The organism is Bacillus sp. FSL R5-0585 (assembly GCF_038004545.1).
GTDB lineage: Bacteria > Bacillota > Bacilli > Bacillales > Bacillaceae_G > Bacillus_A > Bacillus_A cereus.
In genome coordinates, this window is the sequence record NZ_JBBORJ010000002.1 from 220,978 (window position 1) to 246,329 (window position 25,352).

The following is a 25,352-nucleotide window of genomic DNA, read 5'->3' on the forward strand; positions in this document are numbered from 1 at the left end:
ATTATAATACCAAGTTGTATTTTACAAGATGTAAAACAAAAGAAGTTGCTATTTGGGATTCTTCTTTTATTTTTTCTAAATTGTATCTAAACGTACAATTTTCTTTTTTGGATATGGTCACCCCTTGTAGAACAAGTTTTATCTCATACACTTGGAGATGCTTTTGATGCCTCAGCGCAATCTGCCGGCATGTGCGGATGTACACCTTTATCACGTGATGAAGTCATAGCGGCCATTCATGAGAAAGGCTTAAAATCTCCAAAAGAAGTACGAAACGTTCTTGGTTTTGCGCATGAAGACGGCTGTTCAAAATGTCGCCCTGCTTTAAACTACTATTTACGTATGACGATTCCAGAAGAATATGAAGATGATAAATCGTCCCGTTTTGTTAATGAGAGAATGAATGGTAACATCCAGCACGATGGTACATTCTCTGTTATTCCACGTATGTACGGAGGCGTGACAACAGCAGATGATTTAATGAAAATTGCTGAATTTGCAAAAAAGTACGATGTTCCACTTGTTAAAATTACAGGTGCGAGCCGAATTGGTTTATATGGTGTTAAGAAACAAGATTTACCTAACGTATGGGCTGAATTAAATATGACTTCGGGATATGCGTATTCAAAATCTCTTCGTAATGTAAAATCATGTGTTGGGTCTCGCTTCTGCCGTTTTGGTACGAAGGATTCATTAGGACTTGGTATGTTACTTGAACAATCATTAGAAATGGTAGATACACCTCATAAAATAAAGATGGGTGTAACCGGTTGTCCACGTAACTGTGCGGAAGTACTGACGAAAGATTTTGGCATTGTTTGTGTCGAAAATGGATACCAACTTTATATTGGTGGAAATGGCGGTACAGAAGTACGTGAAGCTGATTTTGTAATGATTGTCCCTACTGAAGACGATGTCCTTCGCATCGCTACAGCTTACATGCAATATTATCGTGAAACTGGTATTTACGGAGAGCGTACTGCCTACTGGACAGAACGATTAGGCTTCGATCACATAAAAGAAATACTGCAAGATGCAAATATGGTCACTAAGTTAAATGAACGTTTCCAAACAGCTCGTGGCACATATAAAGAGGCATGGGGACAAGCACTAGAAACGAAATCATTAAAGGCGATGTATGGAGTAGAAACTGTAAAATAAGGAGCGTGCACTATATGTTACAATCGAAAGAGAAATTTAAAATTATGCGTGCGGAAGACCTTCCTTTTCAAATTGGTAAGGAGGTACAAATGAAAGGTATATCTATCATCTTATTTCGTCTTTTAAATGGTGATATTCGAGCTGTAGAAAATCATTGCCCTCATAAAAATGGACCATTAGCAGAAGGCATTGTCTCCGGTGAGTTCGTCTTTTGTCCACTACATGATTGGAAGATTTCATTGGTAACAGGTGAAGTCCAAAAACCTGATGACGGTTGTATTCAAACGTATGAAGTAGAAGTTATTGATGGCGACATTTATATATATATGTAATTTACAAAAGGAAGCCTCCCTGGCTTCCTTTTTAATAAATTAATCTAATTTTTTACCATTAGGGGCACCATGTCAAAAAAGCTTGTAGCTTGGATAATATCCAAACTACAAGCTTTAATTTAATTACTGCCACCAAATCCAAGCCCAAAGGTAATTTCGTACATTTCGAGGAGTAATGCGAATGAAGCGTTCACCGTCAAAGAAGCAATTTAAATTTGGAAGTGTTTCATCTGGATTTTCTGGAACAAAAGTGACGATGTTTTCGTTACTTGTAACGGTTACTGTAATTGGTGGGTCGGTAGGCGAGACTTGAAGTTGTAACGAAATATTGGCCGTATTTTTAAACTCATTAGTAACAGGTGGACCTATTACTTGTACTGTGAATAACACGATAATTGTTTCGTTTGGTTCCAAATTAGTAGCGACTAGGAAACCGAAATTCGGATTCGCTAGTGGAGAGCGTTCGCCATTAATGAAGACAGTGCCATTTATAAATTGTAAACCTGCTGGAATGGTATCTTGTAAAGAAATATTTGAGAGTGAAATTTCGGAAGTATTTGTAATACGCACCGTGTAATCAAAATATTGATTTAAATAAGCTGAGCTGACGGAAGCACCTTTCGTGACGGTTGCAGTTACAAATTCAACTGGTATACGAACAATATTTGAATTAACAATGAAAGTAATAATTGGATCCTGTGGCGTCAACTGGAAAGCAGCGGTAACTGTTGCAGAATTTACAATTGTACTGTTTGAAGGAATAGAAGTTACGAGAACTTGAAATGTTATAGTTGCTACTGAATCTGCAGGTAAAGAGCCGATATTAATACCAGTGTCTGGACGAATATTTGGAACTGGAGTACCGTTAATTGTTACACTGTTTTCTATAAATGTTGTACCAGCTGGAATTGTGTCTATAACAGAAGTACTAATTGTCGGAATTGGGGAATGATTAAATACCGCTAATGTGAATGTAATGATATCTCCTATAACGACAATAGATTTGTCAGCTGTTTTTTCAATGCGAACCATCGGATCAATAACTGTCGTTGTAACGGTATTTGTTTGTTTTGTAATTGTAATAGGTGGTTTTGTTGGATCAATGATAACGGTATAGGAAACAGAAGCATCATTATTAATTGTAGATTGAAGAGTAGAAGAAGATATTGTCACTTGGAACGTAATAATAACAAATTCATTAGGAGCAAGATTTCCTAACGTAATACCATTTTCAGGATTCTCATTAGGCTGATTGATTCCGTTAATCGTAACACTACCAGCAACAAAAGTCGTATCTATTGGTACGGCGTCTATGGCAAGAAGGTCTTCAATCGTTACATTACCGCTATTCGTAATCGTAATTGTATACGTTAAAGTTTGACCAGGTAAGGCATTCGTTACATCAACAGATTTTATGGCAATGACATTATCATTTTGGACAGTAGTTTTGACAGTATTTGTTGTAGTCGTATTTGTAACAGGTACGTTATTTGGGTTGACTATATAGTTAAAAGTAGTAATTGCGTTGTTGTTTAGTTCATTTGGTGTTGGAATAGAAGTCACAGTTACTTGGAATGAAACGATAGCATCTCCACCAATAGTTATAGTACCAATTGGTATGCCGCTTACTGGATTCACTCCTGAAAGAGTTTCTCCGTTTACAATGACGCTATTTTCTATAAACGTAGTACCTTGAGGAATAATATCTTGAATGATTACATCATTTACTGCAACATTGCCGGTTTGATTTAGTGTAATCGTATACGTTAACGTATCACCAACCGTTGCAAATGCAAGGTCAACAGCTTTATTACTATTCAAATTCGCATGATTAATTTCTGTTAAAGCAGCTGATGAAATAATAGTTTCGGTAATAGGTGGTCGATTTGGTACCGTGTATTCATATTCAATTGTACTCGTGTTAGAGATTGGATTTGTTTGTGGAATCGAAGTAACCCGTACTTGGAATAGAATGGTTGCTGTCGTATTAGGCGGAATGTTATCAATTTGTATACCGTTAAGTGGATTGTCATTTGGCCGAGCGTTGCCATTCACGATAACACTATTCTCTATAAAGCTCGTATTTGCTGGGATGATATCTGTAACAATAATGTTTTCTACTTGTATATTCCCATTGTTTGTAATGGAAATAGTGTAAGGGATAATAGTTTGTAGGTCAGCATATTGGATAGGTGTTGTTTTTGTCGCAATTACATTAGCAGAAATAACTTCAGTGAAGGTAATATTGCTAGTGGATATTTGTTCTTCCACGTTTATTGTATACCGAGAAGTTGATTGATTTTGAACATGGCCGCTAGCAGGAAGAGCTACGACGGTAACAGAAAATGTGACTGGGATAGAAATATTAGGAGCAATCGTTCCCACAAGTATACCTGCACTTGGGTTGGCATTAAGCTGAGGAATGTTATTTACTAAAACGCTACCGTCAATAAAGGTTGTTCCATTAGGAATATTGTCTGTAAATACAACAGCAGTCGCATCCGTATTCCCTGTATTCGTTAAAGTTGTTGTATAAGTTAAAATGTCACCAATCGTTACAGAGGTTAAATCAACAGTTTTAAGTGAAACGATGTCAGCATCATTAATTTGAACAAAAGTAGTATTGGAAGTAGTAGATTTTTGAATTGGTGCAAAGTCAGGATTGAAAATAAAGTCGTAGACGACGTTTGCAGTATTAGGTGTTGGATTTACAGCAGGTAAATTCGTAACGGAAACTTGGAATGTTATTGTAGCCATTTGACCTGCTGCGACATTAGGAATGGAAAAGCCGATATTCGGATCTGCTGCAGGAAGTACAGTATTATTAACTACTACACTTCCTGGAATAAATACTGTTCCATCCGCTATAGTATCTGTAAAAAAGATGGAGTTAGTTGTAGCCGATCCATTATTTTGAATGAATACTGTATATTCAATGGTTTCATCAATGTTAGCTAATACAGTATTAGTGGACTTTGTAGCAATAAGAATAGCATCAATAAATTGTATGTTTGTAGCATTGGAAGAGGTCGTTTCTGAAATTGGTGGTGTGCTTGGGTCTGGTCGATACTCATAGTGAATGACGGCGATATTATTAATGTTATTTTGTGGCGGTATAGAGACTACGCTTACTTGGAACGTAACAATAATCGTATTATTTGGAAGAATTATATCAAGATTGATACCTGTAATTGGATTTTCGTTAAGTCTTGGTACGCCATCTACAAGAATGCTATTTGGAACGAATGTGGTGCCAGCAGCAATTGCGTCAATGAGGAGAGTATTTGTAATAGGTACTGTACCAGCGTTTGTAACTGCGATTGTATATGTGATGATTTGACCGATACGTGTAATAGATCTGTTAGCGGATTTAATTGCACTAACATTTGCCGTCCGCACTTCAGTATTTACTGCATTTGATAACGACCTGCGCTGAATAATCGGAGAACTAGGATCAATTTGGTATTCATACGAAGTGTCTGAAATGTTAATGACTGCGTTGCCCTCTGGTATACTTATAAGTTGTACTTGGAATGAAATAGTGGCTGTTTCATCTGGTTGTATCGTGCCAAGAGTTACTCCATTTTCAGGGTTCGCACCAGGCTGAATTATATTATTTATTGCTAAGCTATCTTCAATGAATATAGTACCTTCTGGAATGTTGTCAATGAACACCGTATTGTTAGCTGGAACAGTTCCTATATTTTGTAGTGTATTTGTGTACGTAATATTTTGCCCGGTGGATACGAAAGTAACATCCGCCTGTTTAACAGAAATAATATTTGCATTTTGAAGTGATGTTGTAACGATATTAGAATTTGCAGTGCGATTCACTGGTGGAGCTGTAGGGATACTTACATATTGGTAATTTACAGATGATTCATTTATAATTTCGGTTTCAGTTGGTGGGTTATTTGTTTGTACTTGAAATAGTATTGTTTTGGAACTGTTTGGTGGAATCATTCCAATTGGCATTCCATTTTCTGGATTTACATCAGGCTGAAGTACACCGTTAATTGTGACACTGTCTGGAACGAATGTAGTCCCAGCTGGAATCGCATCTGTAAAAATAATATTTATTGCTTCAACATTGCCGATATTTTTCACTTCAGAAATATAAAGTATAGTTCCGCCAATATCTACAGTTATTGGATTGGACGTTTTTGTAATTGTTAATTGTGCTAGCACGAAATTTGTAATGACAATATTACTTGTAGATGTTTCAGTAATAGGCGGTTGTCCTGGGTCCGGTTGAATTGTATATGTTGTATTAGACTGATTTGTAATGGATTGTTGTGAGAATGAATCGTTAATAAGGATTTGGAATGAAATCAGGTGAGTAGCGTTTGCTGCTAGGTTAGGCAAAGTAACACCTGCATTTGGATTTGCACCAAGTATAGCTGTTCCGTTAAGTGTAAAACTATTTTCTACGAATGTAGTCCCTTCTGGGATCGTATCTGAAAATAATAGATTAGTAGCTGGAATATTTCCGGTATTTTCTAGTGTTATCGTATAGGTCAAAATATCGCCTGTTGTCGCTTGTTGTGCATTGACTGCTTTTAAAGAAAGAACATTTGCATCCGAAATTTGTGTGAAAGCTGGATTAGACGTAATGGTTCGAGCGATGATAGGAGCAGTTGGATCGGCGATAAAAGCATAGTCAATACGAGCTATATTAGAAATTGGATTCACGCTTGGAATGGATTGAACGATAACTTGGAATGTGACGGTGACGATTTCTGAAGGTGCAATGGCGTTTAAGGGGATTCCTACGTTCGGATCGGCACCTGGGGCTGAAACGCCATTAATGGTCACGCTATTTGGAATAAATGCAGTTCCTTCTGGGACTAAATCTGTTAAAGTAACTGTATTTGCAGTTGTATTCCCATTATTTTGAACGACTACAGTGTAAGTGATTGTACCGTCAGTAGACTGTACGAGGGAATCTGTATTTTTAATTACAGATAGTGATGCATCAACGACAGCTGTATTTACCGTATTAGATGAAGAAGTTGCTGTAACTGGAGGTTGACTTGGGTCGACAATATACGTGTAACTTGTAAGTGCTTGATTTATAATCGCTCCTTGCGGTGGAATAGAACTTGCAAGAAATTGGAACGTAATAGTAGCAGAATCACCTGGTGCGATGATACCAACTGGAATACCAAGAGTTGGACTTGCATCTGGAAGTGAAATCCCGTTAAGTGTGACACTATTTGGAACAAATAATGCCCCTTCAGGAACGCCGTTAATGAGTAATACAGAATTTGCAGGGAAGTTTCCAGTATTCGTTAATGTTGCTGTATACGTAATGATATCTCCGATAGATACGATTGTACGATTTGCTTCTAAAACAGTTATAACAGTCGCGTTATTAATTTGTGTGGAAGCAATATTAGAATTTATTGTACCTGTAACAGGAGGAGAGGCCGGATTAACTATAAATTCGTATTGAATAGATGCAACGTTTGTAATTGGATTCGAAGGTGGAGTAGATGTAACTATGACTTGGAACGTAACGGTTGAGGAACTACCAGCATTCACGGTTCCGATATTCACTCCGCTATTTGGATTTGCACCTGGAATGGTACTTCCATTTACAGTGAAACTATTTTCAATAAAGGTTGTTCCTGTTGGAATCGAATCTGAGAAACTTACATTTGTAGCGTCTGTATTGCCGCTATTTTGAATTAAAACTGTATAAGTGATCGTGTCACCGATATTCGCAAAGGCTGTATTAGCAGTTTTTATGGCCGAGAGTATTGCTGAGTTAATAGAAGTAACGAAGACGTTCGTTTCCACATTGCCAGGCTGAGCTTGTAATGCACTTCCTACGTTGTATTGGAAGTTCACAAATCCTAAGTTTTGTAGTTCCGGTGTAAAAGTTGTTGGATTGCTTACAATTTGAACTTGGAATATGATTGTTACAGTTTGATTTGGAATGATTGTATTTATGCCAATACCGTCAATGATAGAAGCGGATGCTAATGGAGTGCCATCTACAATAACTGATCCTGCAACAAATTGTGTCCACGATGGTATCGGGTCTGAGAAAATAACGTTATTAGCAGGAATATTTCCTGTGTTCGTAATCGTAGTTGTATACGTAATCGTATCACCAATCGTTGCAAAAGCTTTATCTCCGATTTTAGTAGTAGTTAAAATAGCACTTTCAATTGATGTTGTAACACTATTTGAAGTAATGTTTTTTGAAACAGGAGGATTAGCTGGATTAACGATATGCTGGAAGCTAACGCTAGCTTGATTGGTAATTGGATTTATAGGCGGAATTTCATCGGCACTAATATGAAATGTTACGATGACAGACTGGTTTGGCGCGATATCACCAATTGGAACGCCTGTAATTAGGTCTGCATTTGGGATGGTAGTTCCGTTCAGTGTAAAGCTATTCGGTTCAAAGGAAGTTCCGTCTGGAATAAGGTCGGTAAAAATAACATTCGTTGCACTAACATTTCCGCTATTTGTAATTGTAACGGTGTAGGTAATATCCTGCCCAATATCTACTGTTGACACATTTGAATTTTTTTGTGCAGTAAGGATAGCACTATTAATTTGCGCTGTCGTTGTATTAGATTGATTAGAAGTTGAAATGAATGGCTGATCAGGATCAACAATATAACGGTAAGTGGTAAGAGCCGAATTAGAAATAGGATTGTTGATTGGGAGCATTGAAACGATGGCTTGGAATGTGACAATTGATGTGCTTCCACCATTAATGGAGCCGATATTTACACCAGTAGATAAATCAGCGTTTGGAATGGTTTGCCCATTAACTGTGAAACTATTTGGAACGAAACTTAAATTACTATCAAGAATGTCAATAATAGTTACATCAGTTGCAGTCACATTCCCGGTATTAGGGAGGTTAAGTGTAAATGTTATTGTATTACCAACATCCGCGAAAGTAAGATCTGCTGTTTTTGTGCTAATAATAGTTGCGTTGTTTATTTGAAGGAGTGTAGTGTTGGAAGTAGCTGTACTCGATACTGGCGGATTACCTGGATCAACAGTAAACTCATACGTCGTTGATGCTGTATTTGGTGCTGGGTTACTAGGGGGAATACTGTTCACTGTCACTTGAAAGACGATATTATATATTTCATTTGGTGGAAGTGTTGCAAGTAATACACCTGTATTTGGATTCGCGTTAGGTTGTAAAACGCCATTGACAGTTAATGTGTTAGGAACAAATGTGAATCCGCTTGGTAATGCATCTGTGAAAACAATGTTAGTTGCATCGGTATTTCCTACATTGGTAATAGAAGTAGTATAAAAAGCAGTTTGCCCGATATCTGCAAAGGATACACTTTCATTTTTCGTCATGGATAATATGGTTTCTTTAATTTGCGTTGAAACAGGATTGCTAATTGAAGTTTCTGCATCAGGTGGTGAGACTAATTGGTACGATGTTGATGAGAAATTTACAATGGGGTTTTCCGTTGGTAATGACGTTACAGTAACTTGGAACGAAACGGTTACTGTAGTCCCGACTGTTATAGTCCCAATATTCACACCATTCGATGGATCCGCACCACTTTGAGGAACCCCATTAATAGAGAATGTGTTTGCAATAAATGTAGTTCCACTTGGCACGGTATCTGTGAATATAACATTTTGTGCAGATGAGTTTCCATTGTTTGTTAAAGCGACAGTATAAGTGAGTGTGTCCCCAATACGACTAAAGGATTTATCGACTTGTTTTAATGAAAGAATGGTAGCTGTATTAATCGTAGTAAACACTGTGTTTGAAGTAACGTTTCTTGAAACAATAGGTGCATTGGGATCAGCAATAAATGTGTAAGAAGCAGTAGCGGAATTGGCAATAGGATTTTGAACAGGGGTAGAAGTAGCGGTAACTTGAAATGCTATAGATATTGAGCTGTTAGGAGCAATTGCTCCAATCGTTATACCTGTATTAGGATTCAATCCAATTTGCGTGATGCCATCTATTGTAACGCTATCAGTAATAAACGTTGTACCATCTGGTATAAGATCAGTGAAAGTAATATTCGTTGCATTTGTATTGCCGTTATTCGTTAAAATTGTCGTATAGGTAATGGTATCGCCTAGTGTTACAAGTGTTTGATCGACCGATTTTACCATCGTTATCATAGCATCTAATACTGGGTTTGTGACAATATTCGTTGAAGTAGAAGTAGTAGCAGGAGTTCCGTTTGGATCAACAGTATAAGAATATAAAATTGTATCGTTACCCATAATTGAACTTGAAGGAGGAACAGAAATAACATTTACTTGGAAGGTAACAGTTACTGTTTCACCAGGCGCGATATTTGGTATATTTACTCCGAGTGCTGGCTGTGCACCAAGCTGTTGGATGCCATTTATTGTGACGGAATCTGGTATAAAAGTAGTACTAGGAGGAATTGCACTTGTAAAAGTTATATTTGTAGCTGGTGTATTTCCTGTATTTGTAATAGTTGTTGTATACGTAAGTGTGTCCCCGACGGAAATAATAGATTTATCCACACTTTTTTGGGTTGTTAATATCGCACTGTTAATAGTTGTCGAAACCGTATTAGATACATTCGTTTGTGATACGGCAGGTTGGCTAGGGTCGACCACATGTGAAAATTGTACAGAACTAGAATTAGAAATTGGATTTATACTTGGAATGTTTGTAACAAGTACGTTGAGAGTAATCACGGCCGTTTCATTTGGATTTATATTTTCAATCTGAATCCCGTTAGCTGGATTTCCGATCTGCTGTGTACCAGAATCGTTTGTAAGAGTGCCAGATATGAATGTCGTTCCGTCAGGTAAAATATCTGTGAAAATTATATTTTGTGAAGTGACATTTCCAGGGTTACTTAATGTAATTGTATAAGAAATTGTATCGCCAATTGTTGCGAAAGTTTTATCTACAGATTTAACAAGTGTAATTTCTCCGGAATTTATTTGTGTCGAAACCGGATTGGAGGTCGTACTTCTTGAAACGAGTGGTAAATTAGGTCCTGTCATAAATTGATAATCAATGGAAGCGCCATTTACAACTGGTGAGTTTGGCCCCCCAGGTCCAATTGTGAAAATTGGATTTGGAATGCTAACTACTTGCACACGGAAGGTAATGTTTGTAAAATCTCCTGCAATAATATCCCCAATTGGTATCCCATTCGCTGGATTTACCCCAGGTAATAAAACCCCGCCTACTCGAACGCTATCCTCTATAAACACTGTATTATTTGGAATCGGATCTGTAAAAATGATATTCGTAGCAGTTGCGTTTCCTATATTCTCCAATAAAACAGTATACGTTAAAAATGAATTTCCAGGTGCTACGTCAGAAAATAGTCGATCCACACTTTTCGTTGCTTGAATAATTGCTTCGTTAATTTGAACTAAAGTTGGATTACTTGTAGCTGTTTCTGTCACCGGTGGCTGGGTAGGGTCAACAATGATCAAGTATGTCGTACTGGATTGGTTCAAAGTTGGATTTGTAGCTGGTATTGAGCCAACGATAGCTTGAAAGCTAATTGTTGTCGTTCCTCCAACTGGAATTGAGTCTAAAGAGATTCCGCTATCTGGTCTAAATCCAAGTTGTGGGATGGTATTAATTTGTACGCTATCAGGAACGAATGAAAGTTCAGGTGGTAATATATCGATAAAAACAGGTGTGTTTGCGGTAGTATTTCCGCTATTAGTGAGAGTAGTTGTATACGTAATTGTATCGCCAACAGCGGCAAATGCACTGCTCGCAGTTTTCGTTGCGATAACGGAAGCTGAATTTACTTGCGTAAAAGTTGTATTGGATTGAACTGTTCGTGAAACAGGCGGTTCATTTATATCAACAATAAAGCTATATTGAAGCGATGATTTGTTCGGAATTGGATTAGGGTTTGGAAGCGTTGTGATGTTTACTTGGAAACTGAGTGTAACCGATGCATTTGAATTCAAGTTACCAATATTGATACCGTTTTGTGGATTTATATTAGGAATGGTTGTTCCATTTATCGTAAAACTATTTGGAATAAACGTTGTACCATTTGGAATGACATCTGTAAAAATAACATTGCTTGCGGTAGTGTTACCGGAATTAGTAATGGTTGAGGTGAATGTAAGTGTATCCCCAATAGTAGCAAATGTTGAATTGACGGTTTTATTTATAGATAGAGTAGCATCAATAATTGGTGTAACTGTTGTATTTGTTACGGTGCTACCAACAGCAGGAGATTGGTTTGGATTCACGGTATATTCATAATTTACAAGGGCATTATTTGTTAATGTGCCACTAGGTGGTATTGCTAAAATTTGTGCTTCAAAGGTAATAAATACGCTATTTCCTGGCGAGATATCTGCCAAATAAATACCAAGTGATGGATCTAATCCTGGCTGTGGAACATCATTGATTGTTACGGAGTTTTGGATAAATGAAGCTCCTGCACCAAGTCCATCTATTAAAACAGTTGCACTAGCAGGGATATTACCTGTATTTGTTACTGCAATCGTATAAGTAACGATATCTCCAATTGCAGCTGTTGGCGTATTTACCGACTTCGTAGCGACAATCGTAGCGTTATTAATTTGAGTTGTTATTACGTTACTCAGCGCATTAGCGGATGCTGGAGGTAAGTTAGGATCTACGACGTACTGGTACGTTGTATTGCTTTGGTTCGGGATTGGATTTGGATTCGGGATAGAATTTACTTGTACTTGGAACGAGATGATCGTATTTGCATTCGGATTTATTGGATCAATGGCAATTCCACTTGCTGGATTTACATTAGGCAGTGTATTCCCGTTTACAGTAACACTATTAGGAATAAATGATGTCCCGTTTGGAATTACATCTGTAAATATTACATTTGATGCAAGTGTGTTCCCGTTATTCGTTAAAGTAGTCGTGTACGTAATAATATCATTTACGTTAGCAAACTGTTTATCTACCGATTTAGTAGCGGCAATTGAGGCGTTATTAATAGTTGTCTGTACAGTGTTAGAAGCAACCATCTGCATTACAGCTGGTTTGGATGGATCATACGTATATTGGAATGTTGTGCCTGATTGATTTGTAATTGGGTTTACAGCAGGGATAGTTGGTACAAAAACTTGGAATGCAACGGTGCGTGATGAATTCGCTCCTATCGTACCAATCGAAATGCCGGTAGCAGGATTTGCATTAGCTATAGGGACATTATTAATCGTTACAGTATTAGGAATGAAGAGGGTACCCGCTGGAATGATATCTGTAAATGTTACATTAGCAGCAGGGATATTCCCGTTATTCGTTAAAATAGTCGCATATAGTATGACATCACCAATATCAGCGAAGTTTGTACTCGTTAGTTTTGTAGCAACGATATTAGCAGTATTAATTTGTGTAGTTACTATATTGCTAGCGGCGTTTCTAACAAGAGCAGGTAAGTTTGGATCAGCGATAAAGCTATATTGAAGTGCAGCGCTGTTTTGAATTGGGTTTGGTGAAGGTAGCCCATTTGCACTTATTTGAAACACAATCGTTGTAAAACCACCCGAAGGAATGGAGCCCACTTGAAGACCGGCACTAGGGTCTGCACCTAGTTGTAAAGCACCACCTATAAAAATACTATTTGGAACGATAGTGGTGCCATTAGGGATTATATCGGTAACGATAACATTATTGGCTGTAGTATTGCCAAGATTAGCTAAAGAAATTGTATATGTGATTGGTTGCCCGACGTCGGCGATAGTTAAATCTACTTCTTTGACAATAACGACATTTGCTAAATTAATTTGTGTACTTACAGTATTACTTACAGATGTTTCTATCGCTGGTGGATCGCCTGGATTTAGAATAAAGCTATACTGTGTACTAGATGAATTTATTGTTGGGTTTTGTGTTGGGAAAGAGGTGACAGTTACTTGATAAGAAACGGTAAGTGAGCCGTTCGCAGGAATGGAAGGTAAGGGAACACCGATATTTGGATCTGCGTTATTTTGGAGTACACCATTAATAAGAAACGTGTTTGGAATAAAGGTAGTACCGTCTGGATTCGTATCTACGAAAGTAGGGCTATCAGCAGAAACACTTCCTGCATTCGTCAAAGTAACAGTATAAGTTAATACATCCCCTACGGTAGCGAACGCTCGATCCACTGTTTTGGCTGAAATGACATTCGCATCGTTTACTTGAGTAAATGTAGTGGTTGAAGTAGTGTTCTTACTTACAGGGGAAGCATTTGGATCCACGATAAAGTTATAGGAAATAGAAGCGCTATTTGAAATAGGGTTTGGATTTGGAATACTAGTTATTACTACTTGGAATGAAGCTGTAATTGTAGTATTCCCATTGATGCTACCAATATTGATGCTAGCTGGTGTAACGCCTGGCTGAGTAACACCGTTAACTATAACGCTGTTTGGGACAAAGGCGGTTCCATTCGCAATTGAATCAGATAGTACTGCATTGTTCGCTGTAACATTTCCATCGTTAGTAAGAGAAAAGGTGTAAGTTAATACATCACCAACTTCTGCAAACGTTTTATCTACAGATTTTATAACGGAAAGGTTTGCATTTCTAATTGCTGTTGCAACAGAATTAGAGTTTGCTGTTTTTGAAGTCGGTGGCAGACTTGGATTTACAGTATATAGATAAGAAGCAAAGGCATTATTAATGATAGGGTTTTGGGCGGTAATATTGATGACTGTTACTTGGAAAGAGAGGGTAAAAGTAGCCCCGCCAGGAATTGTGCCGATAGGTAATGCAACGAGAGAATCTACATTTTGCAAAACTCCGTTTAGTGTTACAGTACCAGGATTTAATATCGTTCCATTTGGAAGTGGATCTGTTAGTTGTACGTTATTAGCGGCTGTATTTCCGCTGTTTGTAATAAGGATTGTATAACTTATCGTTTCGCCAATTGTGGCAAATTGTTTGTTAGTTGATTTTGCTAATGTTACATTTGCATTGTTAATTTGAGTGGAAACGAGATTAGAAGAAATGTTTTTTGTAACGGGTGATTGGCTAGGGTTGACGGTATATTGATAAGAAGCACTTGATCCGTTAGATACGACATTTGACGCGGGTATTGTATTTACTACTACTTGAAATGCAACATTTTTTGTTGTGCCGCTTGGGATGGATCCAATATTCACGCCGTTAGCGGGATTTGCGCCCACTTGTGTCGTGCCATCTATTGTTAAACTGTTTAGAACGAAAGTTGTTCCAGTAGGGATGACATCTGTAAAAATAACATTGTTCGCATTTGTATTACCTGTACCTGTAAAGGAAACGGTGTACGTTAGTGTGTCACCAATATCTGCAAAATTTTTATCTACTGCTTTCGTCATTGTTACAGTAGCATTATTCACTTGAGTGGAGACAATATTTGTCGTATCAGTCCCACTTACTGCGGGTTGATTTGGCACAGGAATATATTGATAAGTTGTTGTACCACTATTTAATATTGGATTTGTTTGCGGGATAGAAGGAACGAGCACTTGGAATGAAACAGTAGTAGTGGAATTTGCTGCAATCGAACCAATTGGTATACCATTAGCGGGATTTGCTCCAGCTTGAGTAACTCCGTTAACAGTTACACTCCCTGGAATGAAAGTAGTTCCGCTAGGAATCGGATCCGTATATATAACGTTCGTTGCAGCGATATTTCCTATATTAGCTAAGGCAATACTGTAAGTTAATGTTTCACCAATATCGGTAAAAAGTTTGTTAACTGATTTTGTTCCATTAATATCTGCCAGATTAATTTGTGTTCCAGCAGAATTGCTTGTTGCAAGACCGTTAAAAGTAGTTCCTCCGGCAATTGGTGTATATTGAAATGTAATATTTGCGGTGTTAGAAATTGGATTTTGACTTGGAAGAGAAACGACAGTTGCTTGGAAAGTTACTGTACGATAAGCACCATTATTAATTGTTCCAAGAGATATACCAGCAGCTGGGTTTGCATTTGTTTGTGGTACGTTATCTACCGTTACAGTGCCAGGTATAAAGGAAGTGCCGTTAGGAAGACTGTCCATAAAAATAACGTTATTGGCGGGAAGCAGCCCGGTATTAGGGATCATAACGGTGTAAGTGAGAACATCTCCAATTGCCGCGACGCTTTTATTCACGCTTTTCGTTGCTTGTATATTTGGTGAGTTTATATTAATTTGTAACCCGACTGTATTTAACATATATGCATCTCCGTTAGTTGTTAAACGGATTGCAGCTGAGACTTGGGAATTTGTTAAATAAGGAGAAATATCAATAGAAGTAATGTCCCAGCCTTGTCTTCCTGCAGAGATGTTTGTACCTGTAGAAGCACTTTGATTTCGGGTTCCAAATGTCCCAGTTGTATCTAAGTTTCCAGCGGCATTATTAATTTGAGAACCGAAGAAATTATTTACAGCATTATTTGGCCCAGATAAAGCATTTAATGAACTGAAATTTGGTCCGAATAGAGCCTGATCCCCAATTAAATCAGCATCTCCTTCAGTAGAACTTAAAAATAATCTCCCGCTTACAGGCCCTCCTGAAGGTGTTAAAAATCCTGAAACAGCTACATCTGCACTACCAGTATCAGCAGAAACACGATTACCAGCTACATAAATGGTTAAGTTTCTTGCAGGTAATGTCCCGTTTTGATAAGCGACGATAAGCGTCCATCCAGAAGAATTGATAGCTCCGTTAGAAGCATCTAAAGGATCAACGAGTCCAGGGACGGAACCGGTTGTATAAGAGCCAGATCCAGCAGCTTGAACGAGGGAAGTTACATCTGCGGATCGTGTATAGAATCCAAATGTGACAGAACCAGAAACGAATGTTTGATTAGAAGCTGTAATTGCTGAAGGGGTAATTGAGTATGTTGACACAGGTGTTGTAAAAGAAACAGGGTTGCCTAATACACCCGTAATATTTTGATCACGAGATAAGTAGTTTCCGCCCCAAACGAGTTCTGCGTAAAGAATCGTACTACCAGCAGGGATATTTAAAATAGCAGTAGAACTATTTTGTGTATAGTTTAATGTTGTACCAGCAGGAAAAGAAGTTACTTGTAAAGCGGTATTTGTAGTTGTAAATGCACCAATTGCTCCAATTGTACCAGCGCGGTTTTGATTACTAATTTTACTTAAACCTAGTGTGTTCCCTGTAATCGCAAGTGCACCGTTAGTAGTTGTAGAAAATCGATTTGTAATGGGCATGTTTTCACCTCATATGCATATAGTTTTGGTCAAAATACGATATGCATATAAACAATCAAAAGGAACATGTATAATTGAACTATAAATTCCTTCCTTAATCTTTGGAAGGAATTTAATAGTAAAAAGGAAGATTTTTAAGCTGCTTAATATTAACAATAAAAAAATTCCAAGGAAACAAGCGTTGATTTATAAAATTGCATTTATTTCTCTATTTTGACTTTGGGATAGCACCACATGCTCATCAAATTAAGAGTGTAAACAAATTGAACTCTTGTTCAGTCGGGTTAAAATATTGTTAAAATAAAAATATATTCTTAAAAATGTACATACCAAATAAACCCTAACGGGTCTCACTTTTTTAATTATACAATTTTCTTTTGTTTCCTCAATTCACTATACTCATACACAACACCCATAATATCAAAGACAGTTTTCTTCTCATATTTGTGAGATTTCCGTCCGTTCTTCTGTAGAAGATCGAACAGGCGGATTAAATTTTTTTATTTCTCGGGTGTTTTGCTTTATAGCTTGATAAAGAATGTATAGATGGTCTTGAATCATTCCAGGGGTACCGCCAACATTTCGGAAAAAAACACGCTAAGCAGAAAAACAGCCTCCCACAAGAGAGGCTAGTTGACGTGAAATTCGTTATTGGAAGTTGTATGGATTGCTCTTCATTTACAGGCTTTGATACTATTTGTTAAAACAGGTAATCCTAATTTCTCGGTCTTGGAATTTGATGGGCGTACTTGAATCTGTACCCCTTTCATTTCTGCTGTAATAATATCAATTCTCCCCGCCCAAGTAGGACCATCTTCTTCTTCAGAAGGGTAGAGTTTGAGTCGCCAACTAATTTCTTCTGGAATGAAGGCAAAACCTTCGTATGTATCATAATTACCCAAAGTGCTTGGGTCAGGTAGGTGTACACCCAAAATACTTATGTTTGTTCGTGGAAAACTTGCTGTTAACTTTACCTTATAGACCAAGGCAACCCCTTTGGCATTCTTGTCTGCTTTGTTGAGTGGATTTAGTATAACACTACATGGTAGGGATGCTGACGCACCTGCATGTGCTTGATGTGGGCTTAAAACAATGGTCATGCACATTACTAATATCACGATAAATTGTCTCATAAGTTCCTCCAAAGGCTTTTTAGGTTAGTTTGCCTTTGCCGGATATTAATTATGAATGCAGCAAACATGACAAGTAGGCTGTATATCATATTCACGCTAGGTTAACATAACTTCCTATTATTAGTAGCAAAGAGAAAGACGTCCCCTTACTCTCACAAGGGATTTGTCTTTTTCTTTTTATATGACTCTATGCATCTTTATATACATTCCTATTCTGGGGCGCCTTTTGACTTCCCTATAGTTCCCGATGTCTCCCTATTTTTCGCGTAAATTCTTGCATACTCTTAGCGTGGGTTTTTTCCGAAATGCTGGCGGGACACCTTAAATAAAAAACAGTACTAATCGCTATAATGATGAAAAGAACGAGGTTTATCATATCTGACAATTTAATCACTCCTAATTTTAAATTAAATTCATAATATAACAATTTTTTAATTTTTAGTTAATTACCGGTGAGAATTAAGCAAAATTTAAACAAAAACACCTATATTAGGCTTTAGTTACAGGTTTCCCCCCTATAAAATCAACTATTTGCGCCACCAACTATGGGGTACGCGAATTACTTTGATATTATCTTTGAACGAACAAAATAACTCCTTTCGAAAAACAAATGAACTGATATTAATCAACTTCCAATAACGAATTTTATATAAATAAGCTGTCCATTTGGACAGCTTATTATATTTTTGCTTAACGTATATTTTCGTTAAAATGTTGGTGGTACGCCTAGTGGAGCAAAATTAATACAGATATTTTTATATTGATGAAATTCATTTTTATTTTGAGCTCAACCGGTATTGTTAGCTTAATAGGGTTACGTGAGTACTATAAATAATAAGCTTCGTTAAAGTGCAGGGAAAAAGGAAGTGAAAAATATGGCTAAATACACTGAAGAGCAATTTATATATTTTACAACAAAATCAATTTATTTAGAGTCAATTAAAGGGAACCAGGAAACATATTGGGTTGAAAAGAGGATGAAGAAAAGTTCTTAATTTATCCTTTAGAAGTATTCCTTTATATCATCATGATGAAAATGTATTTAATAAATAGGGTAAGGTAAGCATCCAGAGGGATGCTTGTTCTTTTGGCATAGAAATCCCCTTGGTGACTATATTTTAAATATAATTAATAAATACGGTACGTGAAATTTAATAATGTGTGTAGATGTGAGATTACATTTAACACAATTAGGGAAGAATGGCATATAAGATGATGGATTAAATACATATACTTTTATAAAAATGGAGGAGTGTTATGAACGCAGTTTGTAAAGAGTTTAAGCAGACCATAAACGCATTAAGTGCTGCCAACACATATTTAGATTGCTTAGTACAAACCAAAACATATCTGCACATTCTAATACTTATCATATTTTGTATTATTACTGTTTACATACCTTTTCCATCATTCATGCTTAATTATATAAATGAATTAGATATACTGATGCAATACATAATTAAATCTGTTTATTTTTCTTTTCCTATTTCATTAGTTTTCCTATTTATAATGAGGGATCAATGGTTTTTGTTTTCTAAAAAAATCACTTTCCAGCAACTAAAAATTTCTTTTTTCTTTGCTTTCATTATTTATGCTATTATGTTGTTATTTTTAGCCGTACTAATATCTTTTACAACATTCAGAGGAGCATCTAATCCCATTGAGAATGAAGTGATTACTAATATGCTTCACAAAACACCTGGGATTACAATTCAATTAATCGGAGAGAACATTATGTTTGTATCTATATTGTTCTTTTGGCATAAGATCATACGCTCCTTCATAATAAGCCCCATATCTTCAATTACAGCCTCTTTAATATTGTCTGGAAGCTCATTTGGGGTACGGAAACGATTCTCGGTATGAGGGGCCACTCTGGGATTTAATTACAAATCAAAAAAGAACTTTATTCAAGTTCTTTTAATCTACGATACAGAGCGGCCTGACTCACACCAGTAATTTGGCATATTTCTTTAACAGTTTTATTGGTATGCTTGCGCAATTCAATCGCATGATTCATACCTGGGTGCTTATCCGTATATTTCTTCAATCTTCCTCTATACACTCCTTTTTGTTTCGCTAACTTTATTCCCGTACGTTGCTTTTCTTTAATCATTTCTCGATCAAGTTCACTAAAGGCAGCCATGACAGTTAAAAAGAATTTTCCTGTTGGCGTTCTCGTATCTATTCCTAAATTTAAAATCGCAAAGTGAACATCCTTTTCCCGAAGTTGTTCTACTAATTGTAAAAGCTGAATGGTATTTCGACCTAAACGATCCATTCTAGTTACGACTAAAGTATCCTCAGTAGTTAGTTTTGAAAGTATAGAGTCTAACTCTGGCTTTTGTTTGGTTACTCCACTTATTTTTTCTTTAATAATTTCATCTACTCCATATTTCATGAGCTGTTCAATCTGTGTATCTAGATTTTGATCTTGTGCACTGACACGAGCGTACCCATAAACCATTTTTCTCCTCATTTCAATTGTATTTTTGATAAGTGTTATTGAGAGTCTCTGAGACTAATAATATCAAGGAAAGGATTTCTTCTCAATAGGGTACACTCTATTGAGAAGGTGAATATGCAATTATGCATATTTATATTTTTTTATTTTAATAGAAATTAAACCTAATATATAATTAAAAGGTTTTTTACGAATTGATAAGGAGATGCAAGTATGAAGAAAATCATAGGACGTATATTATCATTATTTTAATTATTTTCTACCTATGCACCAATGTTTACAGAGGAAGACGAAGTTTTAAATCAAATAGGCCGCGTCAAAGAGAAAGGAGATTGGTATTATTATGGATATTGTCAACATAATGCGAATTTTACACTAAGGGATTTTCAAATTGAAAAACTTGGTTTTACTGTATATTAAGAAGGTTCTATAAACGGACTACTACATTTAAAAAATGAAACATCTTATGAATTAATTATTGTTTAGACAGAATGACTTAGGTTGTCCTTATGCGAAATATCAGTATGAATAGAAATTTGATAATTATATAAAATGCCGTAAATGAAGGATAAAATAAGTGCTGATTTTGCAATTATATTTTTAACAATTGAATAGGAGCTATTATGAATACAATTAAGAAATTATTTTTAAGTTTTATGGTATGTATTTTGTTATTCAGTACAGTAGGAACAGCGTATGCAGAACAAAATGGTCAAGTGAATTCATCATCTTTTATTGATGTTCCTAAAACTCACTGGGCGTATAAAGAAATGATGTATATGGTGGAGAATAAGATTATAACAGGATACGGAAATGGGTATTTCGGTGCAGCCGATCCTATTACTCGCGAACATCTCGCTGCTTTCTTGTATCGATACTTAAAACCGCAAGATAGTACAAATAATCCATTTGTTGATATTGGCGACAGCAATTTCAAAAAGGAAATTTTGGCACTAACAGCACGTGGCATTTTCAGTGTAAATGCTGAAAAAAAATTCAATCCAAAAAATAATATGACACGTGCCGAAATGGCAACTGTGCTTGTCAAAACATTTGATTTAAAGCCGCAAGGAAATGTTGAATTTACGGATATGAAAGGTCACTGGGCCAACGAATATGTCAAAATATTAGCCGGTAACAACATAACAAGTGGTACAGGTGACGGCAATTTTAATCCAAATGGCATTGTTACTAGAGAGCAATTTTCTATGTTCTTATATAGGACGATTATGAAAGTAACAGATATGCAAAATGATGAATCAGTTGGCTGGGTGAAGGAAAAGGAGAATTGGTACTATTACAACAAAGATGGGAGTAAGCAAAGAGATAACATTACGTTAGATGGAATAGAGTACTCCTTTTTTAAAGATGGAAGGCTATTTCAAGGAAGAAAGCAGGTAGGGAAAGATACTTTATATTATAGTGAACCTGGTAAACTAAAGACTGGATGGAGTTTTTCTGCAACTTCATGGAGCTATTTAAAAGATGGGAAGTATGTGACAGGAACATTTACCTATCAAGGAAAACCATTTGAAATTAATAAGTACGGGGATATGGAAAAGGGATGGATTACTCTACGTTCTGCTGTTAAAAGAATCTATCCAAAGCCAGAAACAAAATTTCTATTTAAATCTAAGACTGTAAAGGATGGAGATGTTTTAGAGGTCATATCCAAGCAAGGTTTATGGTATCAGGTAAAATACCAAGGAGAAATTGGATATGTTCGAGTACTGGAGTCTGTTGTAATTGGTGAATCACCAGTTCGTTCATGGGATGTAGCAAAAGAAGCAACGAATTTGTCTCATTTTATGATAACGGAGTATCATAAAGATCCTGAAAAGTACTTTCCTCCTAATATTCACAAGAAATTTGATAAACAATTAGATAGTGATTTAACTCTTCTTGCGAATGGATTACAATGGATTGATCAATTAAAAGAAGCACTCTATTTAGATAATAAACAAGGATGGGTACAAGAAGAAGGAAAATGGACGTATTATAAAAAAGATGGGCAAAGAATAACAGGTTTTCAATCAATTGATGGAAAACGTTATTATTTTGGTACCGATGGTTTTATGCAAACTGGATGGGTACATACAAATGGATACGATTATTATTTGGGAACCGATGGCGTGGTACAAACTGGAATCCAACATATTGATGGAAAAATCTATTACTTTGGTCCGTTAGGTCCTGTACAATCAGGATTTACACATGTTGATGGGAAACCGTATTATTTTGATGCTTCTCATGAATCCAGAAATGGTTGGATGAAACAAGAGTTTAATTGGTATTTACTACAGCCTTCAGGTGCATTACAAACAGGAGATTTTACATATAAAGACAAGAAATTCTCTTTTAATCAAGACGGAGAAATGATTAAAGGGTGGGTTACATTAGAATCCCTTGTTAAAAAAGTATATCCTGAGCCAGACTTGAAAAAAGCATTACGTGCAAAAAGTGTGAATAAGGGTGAAGTGATAGAAGTAGTGGGGAAAGTCGGTTCTTGGTATGAGGTTAATTACCAAGGTGAAAAAGGATATGTGCGTATTCATGATGCTATTATCTTTGATCAGGAGGCTAAAAGTCCACTTACTTTGCTTGATGGAAAAATAAAAATATTTGAAGGTGTTTTAGATTATTTAAAAAGTGACGAACCATTCATAAATAACACGATTAAAATTTTAGAAGAAGAAGAACAGCGTTTGTTAGATGATGCAGAGACCTGGGAAAGTATTTCTAGTAACATAAACAATGCAAAGCAAGATGCACAGTATAAAATGCAATTGATGAAAGAATCACATGATAAAATGCAAGAATTAGTGAATGCAATGAAAGGTGACATTAAAAATTTAACGGTCACTCAAAGAAAAGAGCTATTTAAACTGCTTGGAAATACGAGAGATGATGTTCTAGCGTATGGAAAAGAGTGGATGGGATTTAGTGCTGATGTATATACTACTATACTCCAAAACTATGGAGAGCTTTATCAAGCCTATGCGGATTACTACAAAGCATTAGATGTAGTTTCTGGTAAATGGTCAGACTTTTTAAAAGATGTCGCTGATGCAACAGTTGAAATCGAAAAAAATCATCGTAAGTTAGCTGAAGGGCTTTCGGGTGTAGTTAAAGACTTAGGGCCAGTCGTAAATAGTTCCATTCGCTGGAAACATTCCATAGATGAGGCGAAACCTGGGATGGAGGAACTTGTACAAGTAACTAGAAAAAACGCTCCAGTCATTGCAAAAGACTTACAAGCATTAGATGCGAAAGTCCCAGGATTCTTCACTGATTTCAATATGGGAATAGATCTTGCAAATACATTTATGGACTCAGCTAATAAAATAGCAAGTCATAAAGTTGATGTATCTGCTGCAGCTAGAAATATTGGTAATATTGATTTAAGTAGTGCATTGTATGATTTGGGTGGAGATCCATCTCGTATTTATAATCGTGCGAATGATGGGGATTTATCATTCGTATTGGGTATTACACCAATAATTGGTACAGGAAAAGAAATTGGACAACTTATCAAAGGTGAAGACTTAGTAACAGGTCAAAAATACGGTCCAGATGATTATGCATGGGGTACATTGGCCGTCGTATCTGGTGGTACAACACGAGTTGTTGGTAAAGTTGTAGGGAAGATTGGCGATCTTGAAAAGAAAGGAAAAGCACTAGAAGCAGCTGCTAAAGGTGGTCGTTCTGGAGAGATTGTTCTGGATAAGGTTCAAACATATGAACAAGCAAGAAATAAAGCAATGAGTTTATTGGGAGATTTAGGGGCTGATTCACAACCATTTATAGGAACAATGGAAAAAAGCGCTGGTTATGGTAAAATTGTTGGTAGAAAAACAGCCGATAATAAAGCTAGATGGCGTTTAGACTATGATCCTAATAAAGGAATGCATATCAATGTAGAAGATTTTAGAAATGGAAAAAAAGAGCAAGCAATAAAATATGCAATTCCTTTTGAAGGAAATGAAGAAACTTTTAAAGCATTATTAAAACATTTAAATAATTAATCAGGTGATAAAATGGCAACATTATTAGAAGAATGTATAGAGGCATTAGGAGTAAATATTGAGATTTTAGAAGAAAAACAAGGAAGAACAATAATAAGAAAATTTGAAAATACATTTCCTATCACATTTTGGGGAAGAATTGATTGGGAAAATATTCAAAAATATGTTGAGTTATATAATGAGGATGAAATAAAAGCATATTTACAGAATTGTTTTGGAACATATTCTCATAGGGTATATCTTATTTGGGATGACGCGACATTACCAGTAATCAAGACAGAATTGCATCAAGTTTTGGAAGTAATATATGATGTTACAGCTGTTAGTTTTGATACATGGATATACTCACCAGATATAGGGTTTGTTATTGAGTATCATCATGATGGTGATATACGTATTGGAGACGTAAAAAATATTATTAAATAAATAGTTTTTTATAAACAAACGTAGGATTATTGATTCCTACGTTTGTTTAGTGTTAAGTAAGAATTTAATCACCTGAAAGTATTAGGAAATACGGGTAACTATGACAGATCCTAGATGGCCTAAGGAAGACGGATGGGTCAAAATGGCCCATAATGTAAATGGTGTGGAAATACATTATGTTAAAAATACAAAAACTGGTGAATTTAATGATTTTAAATTTAAAGATAAAAAATAAATAAGGGGCGTTTATTATGAAAGTAACTTGTTTGTACAACACTGGAGATTATCTAACAAAGGCAACAGAGGAAATATTCAATTTAGTTATTAAAAAGGAGTATATTGTTTATGGCATATGCAAGTTACAAAGTGGTGAGTTGACATATTTAATTTTAGGAGAACGTGAAAATATGCCATCATGGTATCCAGCAGAATTATTTAAAATATCCGATGCCCTACAACCTTTAGAATGGTACTGTGCAGATCACAGACATGTTAAAAATACATATATAGATTATATATGGGGATATAAAGAGTTAGCTTTGGATGATACACATGCTCTTGGATTAATAGAAAGAGAAAATAAAGATATGGAACTATTTTTAAAGCATAAAGCTGAAATTGATGAATTTGAGGAATTGTAATAGTAAATGAATGA

Annotated in this window: 10 protein-coding genes and 2 pseudogenes; 8 read left to right on the plus strand and 4 right to left on the minus strand. The window is 36.1% G+C overall.

Features of this window, described 5'->3' with window-relative positions:
* Positions 1 to 120 precede the first annotated feature (120 nt).
* Together nirB and nirD are read left to right on the plus strand one after the other, a co-directional pair.
* Positions 121 to 1,161 (plus strand): annotated as a pseudogene (gene nirB / locus MKY38_RS27620) (NADPH-nitrite reductase large subunit); the annotation flags it as partial.
* A 14-nt stretch (positions 1,162 to 1,175) separates the two neighbouring features.
* Positions 1,176 to 1,493, plus strand: a complete 318-nt coding sequence (nirD, locus tag MKY38_RS27625) for a nitrite reductase small subunit NirD (protein ID WP_200462087.1) — start codon at positions 1,176 to 1,178, stop codon at positions 1,491 to 1,493.
* 123 nt (positions 1,494 to 1,616) lie between these two features.
* On the opposite strand, the gene MKY38_RS27630 is transcribed toward nirD, so the two are convergent.
* From MKY38_RS27630 to MKY38_RS27640, 3 genes and pseudogenes are all read right to left on the minus strand, one after another.
* Positions 1,617 to 16,649 carry a DUF11 domain-containing protein gene (locus MKY38_RS27630; RefSeq protein ID WP_341050715.1) on the minus strand — a complete coding sequence of 5,011 codons (15,033 nt, stop codon included), beginning with the start codon at positions 16,647 to 16,649 and terminating at the stop codon, positions 1,617 to 1,619.
* Positions 16,650 to 17,011: 362 nt separating this feature from the next.
* Positions 17,012 to 17,213: pseudogene (locus tag MKY38_RS27635) on the minus strand (IS4 family transposase); the annotation flags it as partial.
* A gap of 110 nt (positions 17,214 to 17,323) precedes the next feature.
* Positions 17,324 to 17,782 (minus strand): hypothetical protein, encoded by a 459-nt coding sequence (locus MKY38_RS27640; RefSeq protein WP_098272901.1) that lies wholly within the window; start codon positions 17,780 to 17,782, stop codon positions 17,324 to 17,326.
* A 1,257-nt stretch (positions 17,783 to 19,039) separates the two neighbouring features.
* Here MKY38_RS27640 and MKY38_RS27645 point away from each other — a divergent pair.
* Positions 19,040 to 19,648, plus strand: a complete 609-nt coding sequence (locus MKY38_RS27645) for a hypothetical protein (protein ID WP_445286089.1) — start codon at positions 19,040 to 19,042, stop codon at positions 19,646 to 19,648.
* A gap of 40 nt (positions 19,649 to 19,688) precedes the next feature.
* On the opposite strand, the gene MKY38_RS27650 is transcribed toward MKY38_RS27645, so the two are convergent.
* Complete coding sequence (locus MKY38_RS27650) at positions 19,689 to 20,249, minus strand: recombinase family protein (RefSeq protein ID WP_047956802.1); 561 nt, start codon at positions 20,247 to 20,249, stop codon at positions 19,689 to 19,691.
* Between the two features lie 270 nt (positions 20,250 to 20,519).
* Between MKY38_RS27650 and MKY38_RS27655 the strand changes: the two genes are divergently transcribed.
* From MKY38_RS27655 to MKY38_RS27675, 5 genes are all read left to right on the plus strand, one after another.
* Positions 20,520 to 20,666, plus strand: a complete 147-nt coding sequence (locus MKY38_RS27655; protein WP_341050720.1) for a hypothetical protein — start codon at positions 20,520 to 20,522, stop codon at positions 20,664 to 20,666.
* A gap of 203 nt (positions 20,667 to 20,869) precedes the next feature.
* On the plus strand, positions 20,870 to 24,271 hold the full coding sequence (locus MKY38_RS27660; RefSeq protein WP_047956801.1) for an S-layer homology domain-containing protein: 3,402 nt from the start codon (positions 20,870 to 20,872) through the stop codon (positions 24,269 to 24,271).
* Between the two features lie 12 nt (positions 24,272 to 24,283).
* Complete coding sequence (locus MKY38_RS27665; protein WP_047956800.1) at positions 24,284 to 24,697, plus strand: CDI toxin immunity protein; 414 nt, start codon at positions 24,284 to 24,286, stop codon at positions 24,695 to 24,697.
* A 100-nt stretch (positions 24,698 to 24,797) separates the two neighbouring features.
* On the plus strand, positions 24,798 to 24,932 hold the full coding sequence (locus MKY38_RS27670; protein WP_047956799.1) for a hypothetical protein: 135 nt from the start codon (positions 24,798 to 24,800) through the stop codon (positions 24,930 to 24,932).
* A 16-nt stretch (positions 24,933 to 24,948) separates the two neighbouring features.
* Entirely contained in the window at positions 24,949 to 25,338 is a 390-nt protein-coding gene (locus MKY38_RS27675) for a hypothetical protein (RefSeq protein WP_047956798.1), read from the plus strand.
* The last annotated feature ends 14 nt before the right edge of the window (positions 25,339 to 25,352 follow it).

Bases quoted from the DNA above. Each gene is read 5' to 3' on its own strand.
- nirD (WP_200462087.1), top strand. From the start codon at position 1,176: ATGTTACAATCGAAAGAGAAATTTAAAATTATGCGTGCGGAAGACCTT.
- MKY38_RS27630 (WP_341050715.1), bottom strand. From the start codon at position 16,649: ATGCCCATTACAAATCGATTTTCTACAACTACTAACGGTGCACTTGCG.
- MKY38_RS27640 (WP_098272901.1), bottom strand. From the start codon at position 17,782: ATGAGACAATTTATCGTGATATTAGTAATGTGCATGACCATTGTTTTA.
- MKY38_RS27645 (WP_445286089.1), top strand. From the start codon at position 19,040: ATGAACGCAGTTTGTAAAGAGTTTAAGCAGACCATAAACGCATTAAGT.
- MKY38_RS27650 (WP_047956802.1), bottom strand. From the start codon at position 20,249: ATGGTTTATGGGTACGCTCGTGTCAGTGCACAAGATCAAAATCTAGAT.
- MKY38_RS27655 (WP_341050720.1), top strand. From the start codon at position 20,520: ATGTTTACAGAGGAAGACGAAGTTTTAAATCAAATAGGCCGCGTCAAA.
- MKY38_RS27660 (WP_047956801.1), top strand. From the start codon at position 20,870: ATGAATACAATTAAGAAATTATTTTTAAGTTTTATGGTATGTATTTTG.
- MKY38_RS27665 (WP_047956800.1), top strand. From the start codon at position 24,284: ATGGCAACATTATTAGAAGAATGTATAGAGGCATTAGGAGTAAATATT.
- MKY38_RS27670 (WP_047956799.1), top strand. From the start codon at position 24,798: ATGACAGATCCTAGATGGCCTAAGGAAGACGGATGGGTCAAAATGGCC.
- MKY38_RS27675 (WP_047956798.1), top strand. From the start codon at position 24,949: ATGAAAGTAACTTGTTTGTACAACACTGGAGATTATCTAACAAAGGCA.